The organism is Candidatus Avoscillospira sp. LCP25S3_F1 (assembly GCF_052117125.1).
Classification (GTDB): Bacteria; Bacillota; Clostridia; order Oscillospirales; family Oscillospiraceae; genus Avoscillospira_A.
Window position 1 is genome coordinate 91,204 of the sequence record NZ_JBQKJT010000005.1, and the last position, 12,436, is coordinate 103,639.

Sequence of the window (12,436 nt, forward strand, 5' to 3'; positions counted from 1 at the left end):
GCGGCACGGGCCGCCGCGGTCGTAGTATTCTATGAAATCGGAAGGAAATCGGTGCCTGTCCCCTCAATGCTGTTGACCGGCGTGATGATGGGTGGTCCGAACGTTGATGTACTGGGCCTTGAGCTTGGAATAGAGAATGGTCTGACTGGAGTAGAGCCCATCGTAACCGGACAGGACATAGCTGATGCCGCAGGCAGCGGCAAAGTACAGCAGGCCGCCGTCGCCGAAGAGTTCCAGCGACAGGAAAATGGAGGCCAGCGGGCAGTTGGTGACGCCGCAGAACACGGACACCAGACCCACTGCGGCGGAGAATCCCGCCGGCAACCCCAGCAGAGGCCCCACGGCACAGCCAAAGGTGGCTCCGACAAAGAAGGACGGCACCACCTCACCGCCCTTGAATCCGGCGGCCAGGGTCACAGCGGTAAAGATCATTTTCAGCAGGAAGGCTTCGGGCCGGACGGTCCCTTGTTCCAGAGCGGCGGTGATGATGTTCATACCAGCGCCGTTGTAGTCTCTGGTGCCGCATAGCAGCGTCAGGCCAATGACGGCCACGCCGCCCAGGACCACCCGAAGCCACTGGTTGGGGACACGCTGCTTCAGCAGATGTTCGGTCCCGTGGAGAATGCGGCAAAACAACAGGGCCACCAGAGCGCAGCCGACCGCCAGCACGGCCACCTGTGCCAGAGGAATGGCGGCCAGGGCCGGCGCCGCCACCGTAAACCGGGTGGGGGCAACGCCCAGCTTGACGGAAATCCAAAACGCCACCAGAGAGGCTGTCAGACAGGGAATAAACGCGGCGTGATAGAGGACGCCGATGCTGATCACCACAATGGCAAAGATCGAGGCCGTCAGGGGCGTACCAAAGAGGGCGGAGAAAAAGGCAGCCATACCGCAGAGGGTGGCCGTCCGCAGGTCCCGGTCGTCGAGATGAAACAGCCGCCCCACGTTCCAGCCCACAGTGCCGCCCATCTGCAAGGCCGCGCCCTCCCGTCCGGCGGAGCCGCCGCACAAATGGGTCAGCATGGTACCCACAAAAATGGCGGGCAGCAGCAAAATGGTTAGGGGTTTGCCGTGGTGGACGGCTTCAATGACGTCGTTGGTACCCAGACCCTCGGTCCGCAGCAGCTGGTACAGGCCCACAATAGCCAGACCAGCCAAAGGCAGACAGAACAGGAGCCAGGGATGGGCGGTCCGCAGGACCTCCGCCTCGTGAATGCCCATATGAAACGCTGTGCCAATAAGGCCGCAGAAGCCGCCCACCACCACCGCCAGCGTCAGCCATTTGGCCATGGCGATGATATACAGACGAGTGTGTACCACCCATTGACAGAACCGATTCCAGTAGTTGACCATGGTTATGCAATTCTCCTTTCGCGCCGTCCAATAGCGGCAAAATAACCCAGGGGGACCGCCCAGCGGTCCTCCTGGGTGTAGCTGTCCGGTGGATCAGTGATCCACGCCCACCATGACGGAGGTAGCCTTGATCACGGCATAGGCCTCGCCGCCCACCTTCAGGCCCAGCTCCCGGATGGAACCCATGGAGATGGTGGAGGTGATGACGTTGCCGCCGCCGATATCGATGCGGACAATGCCGTTGACGGCGCCTTCCTCGATGGCCACAACGGTGCCTTTGAACTGATTTCTTGCACTGAGTTTCATATAGATACGCTCCTAATAGAATGCAGTCGAATGGCCGCAGAGTAGCGGCAGTCCGATTATATACAATCTTTCGGCGTTTCGCAAGAAAAATATGTAGGGGCATCCGGTGGGTATCATTTGGAAGACTTGCCCGGTTTTTTCGGGAAAGAGCGAGTCAGCAGCAGCGCGGCAAAGAGGGAGACCAGGGGGACGGTCAAAAGAATGCCCACGGAACCGGAAATACTCTGAATCAGTTCAATGGCCATGGCGTCGCTGTTGAAAATCTGAATCATGGGGTATCCGTAGACCTGAAACAGCAGCAGCAGATTAAAGGACGCGCCCGCAAAGGCCAGAATCAGCGTATTTGCCATGGTGCCCATGGCGTCGCGGCCGATGTTCATACCGGAGCGGAACAGGCGTCCGGCGGTGATTTTGGGGTCCAGCGCCAGCAGTTCACTGCAAGCCGAGGAAATGGACATGGCCACATCCATGACTGCGCCCAGGGAGGCGATGAGAATACCGCTGATCAAAAGGCCACGAATTTCCAGAGACTGTTCTCCGGCCCGGAGTACCAAATCCTCTGCTTCTCCCATGTTAAACCCGCTGATGGGGGTGAGCTTGCCAACAATCCATGCGAAGAGGCCGGCAGCGGCTACGCCGCAGACACAGCCCAGACCGGCACACAGGGTTTTCCGGGTAAATCCTGTCAGCAGCAGCAGAGAAGCCGCTGCCGTCAGTGCTGCAACGGCCACCGCCGCCGGAATGGGCGGCGCGCCCCGCAGCACCATGGGAATCAGCAGGAACCAGACGCCTGCCAGGGTATAGGCCAGTCCCAGCAGCGCCATAACGCCCTTCTTGCCGCCGATAAGCACGAGAATCAACGCGAAGACGCCCACCATGGCCAGCAGGACCGTCCCTCTGTCATAGTTGGGAATGGAGAGAATGTAGGGATTTCCAGCGTCGTCCAGGTCCAGACGGACAATGACCCGGGTCCCCACCCGGCAGTCCACATTGGCGTAGGCGCTGAGATAGTTGACGGCCTGGAGAACAGCGCCCTTGTAAGGCCCCCGGAGAATCTCCAGTTCCAGCTGCTGCGCCCCCAACCGCAGGCCCTCGCTCCAGGGCTCCGGCTGGGCGTTGTCTGCCAGGATGGCCGTCACTTTGGCCGGTGCAAACAGCCGTTTTTGCGCGGCGGTCAGTTCTGTCCGCTCCTGCCGCAGAAACAGGCCGCCCAACAGCAGCAGCAGAAACAGCAGCAGGCCCACTCCTGCGCTCGCCAGGCGGCGGGGTGTGATCTTACCGGGCATTGACATGCTCCTCTCTCTTAATACGGTCCACGGACCGCAAAAATCCGGGAAAATGATCCATCCGGCTGCGCCGGTAGAACCGACGCAGCCGGGAAATGGTGTACGATATGGTTTCATACGGAACCTGCTTCCAACGCTTCATCAGCGCTTGGATGCACGGCGTGCGTCCGGTTCCGATGGAATGTTGTGCCGCATGAAAGGTACGGCACCATGGGGATTAGAACGGCTGTACCGTCATGACAAAGCGGGTCAGAATGGTCGCGACCTGCTCGCGGGTAGCCAAGGCATCGGGGCTCAGCAGATTGTTGCCGGAACCCTGAATCAGACCCTGTTCCACAGCCCAGGCCATAGACGTCTGGGCCCAGTCGCTGACGGTGTGGCTGTCCGAGTAGCCGCTCAGATCGTAATTGACAGCGGGGCTGCCGGCATAACGCCACAGCATGGTGACCAGCTGCTCTCTCGTATGAGGAGCGTCCACGTTGGTACCGTCAGAAATGCCGGAGGTCATGGCCCATGTTCTGCCCGCCTCGTACCAGGTGGAACCGGTGGTGGTGTCCACGCCGTCCATACGGGCCAGTACAGTCCACAGCATGCCGCGGGTCATGTCGGAGCTGGGCGAGAAGGTGGTGTTGCTGGTGCCGTTAAACAGCTCACGGCTGGTGACAAAGTCGATGAAATCGCTGGACCAGTGGCCGGTGGGAATATCCGCGAAAGTCTGAGCATTGTCGACCAGCACCACCGTATCGCCGTCAGACAGGGACACGGTCACGCCGTTGTCGGAGGGGATGGTGCTACGCAGGAGTTCCAGACTACCGTCTGCCTTTTGCAGCATAGCTACAGTGCCGTAATCGGCATTCTCCACAGGAATCTCCACGGGGACATTTTTCTGACCGCCCAGGCCGACTGTAACCGTAGGAGCCTGCTGGGTATTACTGGAGGCAGACAGCGCGGGCAGAGGAAGGGTCACGGGCTGCTGACTGGAGACAGCGGCAGACACCACACTGGAGGGAACGCTCACCTGCACCGTGGTCTTGTTGCTGGTGGCAACGGCGGTGGAGGTGGCGCCGTTGGCTTCCTTGCGTGTCGTGGTAACAGTGCCGTCGGGCTTGGTCTCCACCGACTGGGAAGAACCGTCGGGATACTTGGTGGTTTTGATTACGGTGCCGTCGGACTTGGTCTCCGTAGTGGTGGTGGAGCCGTCGGGGTTCGTCACAGTCTCGATCTGGCTGGAGCCGCCGGTGGTACCGGTGCTGCCGCCGGAGCTGCCGCCACCGGAAGGCGCATCGGTGCAGACCACGTCGGCACGGTTGCGGATGCGGATACGGGCCGGTTCACCGGCAAAGGACGTATCGTAGGAGGCCAGACCGGTTGCGATGATGTAGCGGCCCTCGCTCAGGCCCTGCACCTCGGCATCCTTGGTGATGTAGCCGTCGATAAAGACACGGCCGATGGTTCCGGCGCTGTCGCGGACCAGAATGGTCTGAATGAGACCATTGGCGGATTCAAACGATACCACGGTACCGCGCAGGGTGACCAGACTGCCCAGATAAGAGCGGTCGTTCAGCTGTGCGGCGGTGATCTCCTTGGGAGCGGGCACGGTGTCGGTGCCGACCTTGGTGATGGAGGAGACGGCAATCTGCCGCTCGCCCTGATAGGAGGAGGTGGTGCCGGTGATCCGGACCCGGTCGCCGATCTGGAAGTTGCCCGCCACGGGGAAGGCGTTGATACCGGCGGTGCCGTCCTGCACATAGATGCAGTCAAAGAAGGCGGTATCCTTGTCGTAGCCGGAGGCGTTGGACGTGACGATGCCCTCAATGGTGTACTTGACGCCTTCATTCTTCTGGGCCTGGACTTCCGAAATGGGGCTGATGGTGGTGGGATTGATGTAGTTTACGAGGTTTTCGCAGATATTGTAGTTGGAATAGTTCTTTTCTGCGGCGGAGTCCACCTGGGCCTGCACCTCGAAGTTGGACAGGAACGCCGCGCCGGAAACCACGATGAGACCCTGACCGGGCAGCTCCTCGGTGGCCAGAATCAACAGACGGTTGTCACCGTCGGCCACGGGGTAAGTGGGCACGGCATCGCCGCTAATGCCCATTTGATCGCTGTCCTTGGAATAGGTGCTGCTATGGCCGTAGACCACAGGAGAAACCGTCTCCGGCAGCGTGGCCGTGGGCTGTCCGGAGGCATCCACCGCATAGATGGACGCGCCGCCGTACTGGCTGAACCGCTGGGAATACTTGTTGTCATTGGGATGGGCGGCGTCAAACTCCACGCCCTTCATCAGGAAGTGCTCCCAGTTGTAGGTGGAGAAGTACAGCCGCTGGGGCTGGCCGCCGTTGAGGGCGTCGTCCATGGTGGCATCGTCGCTGATGCGCAGAGAGGAACCCAGTGCCGCCAGGATCTTGTTCTGCTGAGCAGCCATGTGATCCGCTTCCGGGAACGGCTTGTAATTCTCATAGTAGTCCGACCAACCGGCCAGAACCACCATGCCGCCTGCGGCGTTGAACGCATTCAATGCGGCGATTTCCTCGTCGCTGTAGTTGTCGTAGGGATCGCGGAGGGCGTTGCCGTTGCGGCGGGAGGGCGCGGTGAGCACGATGGCCCGGTACTTGCCGTTGGCATTTTCACAGGCGGCCAGCAAATCCGCGCTGGTGTTCAGCTCCACGGTGCGCACGGCATAGCCTGCGGCCAGGGCGCTGAAGTTGCCCATGGACTTGTTGTAGTTGCCGCTGACGTACTCATTGTGATGGGAGGCGTCGATGCCCACATAGACCAGTCGGGCCGCGTCCAGAACATCCAGCGTGATGTCGCTGGTATAGGTGAACTCCTTCCCATTCTGTACCAGGGTGACCGCCACGGTGATGGTGGTCAGGCGGGCTTCAGTGGGCGTAAAGTTCCAGCTGACGGTCTGCGTGGAGGAAGCAGCCAGATCACCCAGACCGGTCTGGGTCCCCAGGACCTGCCCATTGCTGGTATAGGTGATGGACTGGATGGTGGCGGGAGTCGACTCACTGTTGAACAGGTTGGTTTTCAGCTCCACAGCCTCGCCGGTGACGGGGATGGAGGTACCGCACTCCACGGAGGAAATACCCAGTTTCAGGGTTTCACCCACCCAGACAGGGGCTGTCACAGCGATATCGCCGTCGCTCTGGGTCACACGGATAAAGTAGTAGGTATAGTCGGCGGGGAGGGTGCAGGACAGGTTGCCGGCGGCCAATTCGGCGGCGTCGCTCCAGGTATAGGCGACCTTACCGGTGTTGACCACCACTTCCACCTTGGCGGTGGAGTCGGAGGCATCGGGATCAAAGACATTGACCTTGATTTCGACCGTCTCCGGGACCTGCTCGATGATGGAGCCGAGCACCTGATCGTTGAGGGTGTAGTTGATTTCCAGGTTCTTGTCTTCGGTGGCGTAGATGCGATAGTTGCGGATGGCCTCGTAGATGCCTTCCTGGCTGAAATCATCGGTCAGAACCACGTCGCGGGCGTCGTTGGCATTGCCCCACTTGCCCTTATGGTTGTCCTGGTTGTTGGTGGGGGCCACATGCCAGCCCTTGTCCAGAGCCATGATGTAATAGGAATAGCTGGGGAAGTAGCCGCCGGAGCCAATGGCGCCTTCACCGTTGCCCACTTCCACCAGATACATCCGCGAATCGATGACGGGATCATAGTAGGCAAAATCCGCAAAGGTGCCGAAGGTGGCGCCGGGATGGTTGAACTGGCTGATGGAATCAGTCAAAGCCTCGTTTTTCAGCACTTCATAGTAGGCCTTCATACCGGCGTCGGATTCCTTGCTGTTGAGGGTTTTGTTGTTGCGGGAGACAAGGCCGGGAGTATTAAAGGTGTTGATGTGGCCGGGGCCGCCGGACCAGGTCATCTCAAAGCCGGCCAGAGCCACACGGGTGCCGGCGTACTGCTCGTTGAATGCAGACACCGTATTGCGGTAGGTGTTCCACTTGTCGCGGCTTTCTGCCGTCATCTGGCTGGGATCATAGAGGGCAGCCTCGGGATTGGCAGCGCTGCTGGTGTCGAAATAGTTGGAGTGATCCGTAAAGGCCGCAAAATCCACATTGGCGCTTTCCGGCAGATTGGCCACATAGTCCAGGCCCTCCTGCAAGGTGCCGGCGCCGTCGGAGTATTCAGCGGTGTGGGAGTGAAGCTGACCGAAGTAGAGCTGATACTGAGAGGTACCAATCAGGAAACTCCAGCTGCGTTCCACGGTTTTGTTGTCAGCGCGGGTGACGGTAACGGTGGCGGTATACCGCCCATCGGACAGGGCATCGGAAACCGCGTAGGTGGCGGAATTACCCTGAACGGTCATGGGCTGCTTGTCCAGAAGTGTGCTGGTGGGGCCCTTGAGCGTCAGTACCACCGTGGGATTCTCACCGGCGTTGGCAAAGTCCACCTGAATGGTAGGCTGCTTGTTGTCGCCGGTCTGAGAGCCGGCAGCGGGAGAGACAGTATTGATGACCGGCTCATCCACCACAGTCAGCTTGGCCGTACCGGTAAAGGGCACGTCCTTGGTATCGGTACCGGTGACGGTAATGGTCATTTCACCGGCCGTCAGTTTATCGCCGGGGATGGTGAAGGAGTAGGTACCGTTGGTGTTGGTAAGCTGTGCTGGTGTCTCGCCGTATTTGGCCTCCGGTTCGCCCTTGACACCGAAGACGGCGTCCACGGTAAAGGAAACCGTGTAATCCTGGCTGATATAGGCTTTGGGCAGCTCGCCGAAGGTCACGACCGGCGCATTGACCACGCCTTCAGTGACAGTGAGGTTGCCATCCACCGTGTAGAACTGGAAGGTATAGATATCCTTGTCACTGTCGTTGTACAGGCTGTAGGTTTTATAAGAGTCGCTGTAATACTCCAGATACTGGGAGTTACCCTTGTATTTGGCGGTACGGCTCTCCAGAGTAAAGCCGCCGTTGTACTCCGCCAGCTTCCAGTCGGCATCGTCGGAAGCGTCCTTGGAGTAGAACGAATTACTGCCGGTGCCGTTGGAGCAGAGGTAGCCGTCATGCTCGGTCTTGAAGCGCCACCAATCACCGTTCTGTTCTGCGGTGAATACACGGCCGCCGTTGGCGGGCGTTACAGTGGTGCCGCTGACGGTGGCTGCGGCGTTGTTGATGGAGGGGCTGGTCACGTTGTCATCCTGTCCGGCCAGAACGCCATTGGCGCCCACATTGTAAATGACAACGGTATCGCCAGCTTTAAAGGGCAGATCGGGGCCTTCCGGCGTGGGCGGAGCGGGCACTTCCACATCGCTTACGTCATAAAAGCCCAATGCGAACATTCCCTCGCTGCCGGGGGAGATTTTCCCATAGCCGCTCCAATAGTTTTTGGCTGCAAACCACTCCATATATACGTTGCGGTCAACGTTCTTAATGTAGTACAGACCGTCGGAAGTGGCTTCCAAAGTCCAGGTGTTATGCTTTTCTCCCAGCGGCATACGGGAGTATTTATCACCCATACCGATTTTCTGGCCTTCATAGGCAAAGGACCAGGTGCCGTCACTGTTATCCGAAACCGTCCACACATCATTGGTGGAGAAGCCGGAAATAGTGGTTCCATCAATGGTGATGTCGGTACCGGTGTTGTAAAAGCCGTTATAGACACCCGAGAGGGTTTTTTTGTATTCAGGGTTGTAGATAACGACCTTCATGCCGTCCTGCAACACGGTATCATCTCCCAGCGTGTAGACAGGAGAAGCGGCACCATTGGGGGGGGCCATCGTTAAGGTAGATGTGAAATTATCATCTGTAAAAAGGGATTGCTCAGAGGTTGGTTGATTGATAGTGCTGGTTGGGGCGGCAAGTGCTGCCGTGGGCCACAGAGAGAGCAGCATGACTGCGCTCAACGCGGCGGAGAGAACTCTGTTCAGTCGTTTTCGCATAATACAGTAACCATCCTTTCTGCAAGTGATACCGCGGCAAGCCGCGCTCCGGTTTCCGATGTATAAGTGGTGGACATACCTCCCCTGCTGTTGCGGAATCCTGTGAGAAAAACCGGGATGGCCCTCTCCTCTCTCGTCTTTGCGCACAGGCCGATTCATTTTTACTGCCATGCGTACCGTCTGAAAAAAGGACTGGATTCCATTCCAATCAGAGGAAGCAATGGCAAAATGATCTGATTTCATACTAGCAGAAAATAATTGGAAATGCAATCGGATTTTTATGTAATTTAGACAAAATCATTGTAAAAAACACAATCTATGCAGAAAAATTATACGTTTTTGGAAATATGTCTTAAAAACTTTAAATCATAAAAATGGTAAATCGGTAGAAAAAGCTGGAAACGTGTCCTATTTTCACCATGGAAACTTTTGTATACTGCTGTCATGCGTACAGCAAATGCAGGCGCCGGTTTTCTAAAAGAACGTTGCGGTCGGGGATATTGTTTTGCAATGCTTGGTTCGACCAGAGCAAAAATATCCCGGCTCCGAGAATCATCTCAGAGCCGGGATGGCTATACGCTGTAAGAATTGACACTTACCTTTGATCGCGTTTCAGTTTTATCAGGCGTTCTAAAAACGATCACAAAGGTCAATGCTTCCAAACAGTTTCCAATCTTCAGAAGGAGCGTGTCACACGCGAAACTCAGTCAAGGATCTCCATGAGCTTGCCGCAGCAGAACGGAATGGGTTCGCCTTTCTTCACATGCTCAGTACGGTTGCAGGTGACGCAGTAAACGTCGGTGTCGTAGGGCGCTGTCACCACAGGAATCGCCTTGGCCTCCTCTTCGCTAAGGCCCTCAATGTGGAACTTGGCGGACTTGTTTTCCGTGCGGACGTATACACCCAGGGGTTCCAGGCGCTTGGTGCCGCCGGTGCAGTTGCCCATCTTGATCCAGAGGGCCTCCAGCTCCACGGCCTCGGCGGGGGTTTCAGGGATAAACTCTGCGATATCTTTGTCCAGTCTGATTTTCATGATAAGATCCTCCTAAAAAGTTCTTGCAATCGATGTAGAACAGGAGAGAGCCGTGACGACAGCTCCCTCCTGTAAATTATACATTAGACAAAGAGGTTATGCGTCCAGAAACCGGATAGAAGCGTCTTTTTTCAATGCCAAATGGCACTCCGCTTCTGCGCACTTGGTAATACCGGCAATCACCGGACAACCGCAGTGGACGGGAAAATGCTCCGATGCATATTCAAACAGGGGACCACAGCCGGGACGCACCAGACAGAGTTCATAGGCGTCAAAGCTGTTACCCAAGGTCTGCATCATTTTCTGAACGGCTTCGCAGCCGGTGGCTACCGACAGTTCCACCTCCTGCTGATCTTCAGAGGACGCGGTGACAATGGTGGTAAAGCCGCAGATACCCGGTTCGATGGTAACCTTTGTCATGGGAAATTAACCGAAGTAACGGTTCAGCAGGCCCTCGAAAGCCTTGCCGTGGCGGGCTTCGTCTGGTGATAGGATTCTTCTACCGTATCAATTAGACTATATAAGGCTCTCAGCGTAATCGAAAAGTTTTTTGCCCACGCTTTGCCCACAAAAAATACGCTCTGCAAATCCAGTACCGAGTCAGGCTCCACAAGGGAAATGCTTACTTATTCTGGCTCGTCGCAGATTTGGCTTTAGACCGATGCCGGGTGGCTTTCTTGGTCACATGGTCGTACTCGATCAGTCCGGCATCCATCTCGCGGATGAAGTCCTCTACGGCAATGGTTGCCACTTTGGTACTGCCCAGCTTGACCGCCCGCAGCAGCTTGACGCTGATGAGGTCATACACCATGTTCTTATTGACCTTCAAAATCTTCGCTACCTGCGGAACTGTCAAAAACTCGCAATCGGTTCGCCGGACTTCCTCTACCGCAGCGCGGGTCTGTTCATTCATTGCATTCATGCTCATGCACCTCCTGCTCAAAAGTATAGAGGGTGCATGAGCATTTCGCAAAAAATTACAGACCTAATTTTAGTCAGGCTGATTGGCTTTCGTCCAGAGCCTTGACTTCATCCGCGCTGATTTCCAGCACATCGGCAATATCTTCGTAGGTGTACTTGCCTGCTTTCAACATACGCCGCGCAGTTTTAATCATCCGGGCCTTATCAGCTTTAAGTGCCGCTTCACGCGCAGCTTCGTTTCTCATATCTTCCATAGCCTTGCACATAGTCGCAACTCCCTTGATTGAGTCAAAACGAAACCGTGTCAGGCCGATTGACTCTCGTCCAGAGCCTTAACTTCGTCTACGCTGATTTCTAAGATATCAGCAATGTCTTCGTAGGTGTATTTGCCCGATTTTAACATACGCCGTGCAATACTGACCGTTTTAGCTTTGGTCGCTTCACGCGCAGCTTCGTTTCTCATATCTTCCATAGCCTTGCACATAGTCGCAACTCCTTCCGTATCTTCTTTGAAATAGCGAACCCTATTCGCCAGGATTTGATAGTGCATCTGTTCAGCACTGGTGCAGGAAAAGTCGTGCATAAGTTGCCCCAGTGCCGTATCGTCCTTAATCTGGGCGTTCACATATATGATATGCGACTCATCTCCAAATAATGCGCCAGTTTCTTTGATTGTCCGGTCGATGTGATAGATCGGGCAGCCGCCACCCAGCACATCATGCTCTGTGATAAAGATCACATAGGTTTCGTTCAGCTTCTCGTACTCATCACCGGGTTCGGTGACATTGGCATCGATCAAGCTACTGTTGTACCGGGCGCGCTTGACGCCTGCACCTTTGTCGCTGCGCTGCACCTCAATGTTGTATACCCGTTCGGAGACATCAACAGCCAGAATGTCCAGACGGATAGAACGCCCTTGTAAATTCCGAATATCATGCTGACCGTGAACACGCTGCACCTTCAAGTCCGTGCGCTGCAAGATGATTTGTAGCAGGAACTCGGCACAGGCCGTATCCTCAAACACCTTGTTCATAAAATCGTCATCCAACAGGCGAAGGCCACGAAGACGCTGTAAATCTTCCTCGTGTTTGCGTTCAAAGTCCAAATCGCTCATTCTCTCACATCCTATTTCATTTATAATATAACATGGAAATGCGTTCGGTTCAAGCAGTGCTTTTTGAACTTTTACTCCGACTGCACACCCGGCAATTCCACCGTCTGACCCTCAAACTGCTCAACAAAGTCCAGCAGAGCCTTACGGCTTACTTTGCGGCTGCCCAGCTTAATAGAGCGCAGATACCCGCAGCGGATCAGGTCATAGACCAGATTTTACTGACGCGCAACAGTTTTGCTGCTTCCGGGACGGTATATAAAATATCGCGGCAAGCCAAGATTTCCATTGCGGTTTCATTGGCTTTCTGCCGCTGTTCTGATAATGACATATTGATCACTCCTATATCCAATATTATGTGGAGCCGCTGTACAAAGTCAGCGGCTCCACTGTATTTTCATGTTCGGCGTATCACCCGTATCCTGTTCCTGATGGACTGCCTGTTGTGACAGGACACCGTTTTCTACACATTGGCACGCTCGCTCCTGAAACCTCCTCTCCGGAGGTCATGGCCTGCTTCCCCTGCGCTG

General features: G+C 56.2%; 10 protein-coding genes and 1 pseudogene. All 11 read right to left on the reverse strand.

Annotated features, from left to right (window positions below):
* Window positions 1-63 precede the first annotated feature (63 nt).
* Window positions 64-1,353 (reverse strand): chloride channel protein, encoded by a 1,290-nt coding sequence (locus tag ACTQ33_RS05830; protein ID WP_441462935.1) that lies wholly within the window; start codon window positions 1,351-1,353, stop codon window positions 64-66.
* A gap of 93 nt (window positions 1,354-1,446) precedes the next feature.
* Window positions 1,447-1,659, reverse strand: a complete 213-nt coding sequence (locus ACTQ33_RS05835; protein WP_441462937.1) for a TOBE domain-containing protein — start codon at window positions 1,657-1,659, stop codon at window positions 1,447-1,449.
* 113 nt (window positions 1,660-1,772) lie between these two features.
* On the reverse strand, window positions 1,773-2,945 hold the full coding sequence (locus ACTQ33_RS05840) for a YibE/F family protein (protein WP_441462938.1): 1,173 nt from the start codon (window positions 2,943-2,945) through the stop codon (window positions 1,773-1,775).
* 217 nt (window positions 2,946-3,162) lie between these two features.
* Window positions 3,163-8,841 (reverse strand): S-layer homology domain-containing protein, encoded by a 5,679-nt coding sequence (locus tag ACTQ33_RS05845; RefSeq protein ID WP_441462940.1) that lies wholly within the window; start codon window positions 8,839-8,841, stop codon window positions 3,163-3,165.
* Window positions 8,842-9,544: 703 nt separating this feature from the next.
* A complete protein-coding gene (locus tag ACTQ33_RS05850) occupies window positions 9,545-9,874 on the reverse strand; it encodes a hypothetical protein (protein ID WP_441462942.1) in 330 nt (109 codons plus the stop codon).
* 96 nt (window positions 9,875-9,970) lie between these two features.
* Window positions 9,971-10,294, reverse strand: a complete 324-nt coding sequence (locus ACTQ33_RS05855; RefSeq protein ID WP_441462944.1) for a DUF6951 family protein — start codon at window positions 10,292-10,294, stop codon at window positions 9,971-9,973.
* 6 nt (window positions 10,295-10,300) lie between these two features.
* Window positions 10,301-10,434: pseudogene (locus ACTQ33_RS05860) on the reverse strand (NADH peroxidase); the annotation flags it as partial.
* Between the two features lie 62 nt (window positions 10,435-10,496).
* On the reverse strand, window positions 10,497-10,796 hold the full coding sequence (locus ACTQ33_RS05865; RefSeq protein WP_441462946.1) for a helix-turn-helix domain-containing protein: 300 nt from the start codon (window positions 10,794-10,796) through the stop codon (window positions 10,497-10,499).
* 73 nt (window positions 10,797-10,869) lie between these two features.
* Window positions 10,870-11,061 (reverse strand): hypothetical protein, encoded by a 192-nt coding sequence (locus ACTQ33_RS05870; protein ID WP_441462948.1) that lies wholly within the window; start codon window positions 11,059-11,061, stop codon window positions 10,870-10,872.
* A 38-nt stretch (window positions 11,062-11,099) separates the two neighbouring features.
* Entirely contained in the window at window positions 11,100-11,909 is an 810-nt protein-coding gene (locus ACTQ33_RS05875) for a PD-(D/E)XK nuclease family transposase (protein ID WP_441462950.1), read from the reverse strand.
* A 196-nt stretch (window positions 11,910-12,105) separates the two neighbouring features.
* Window positions 12,106-12,237: a hypothetical protein gene (locus tag ACTQ33_RS05880; RefSeq protein ID WP_441462952.1), complete on the reverse strand. Its 132-nt coding sequence runs from the start codon at window positions 12,235-12,237 to the stop codon at window positions 12,106-12,108.
* Between the last annotated feature and the right edge of the window lie 199 nt (window positions 12,238-12,436).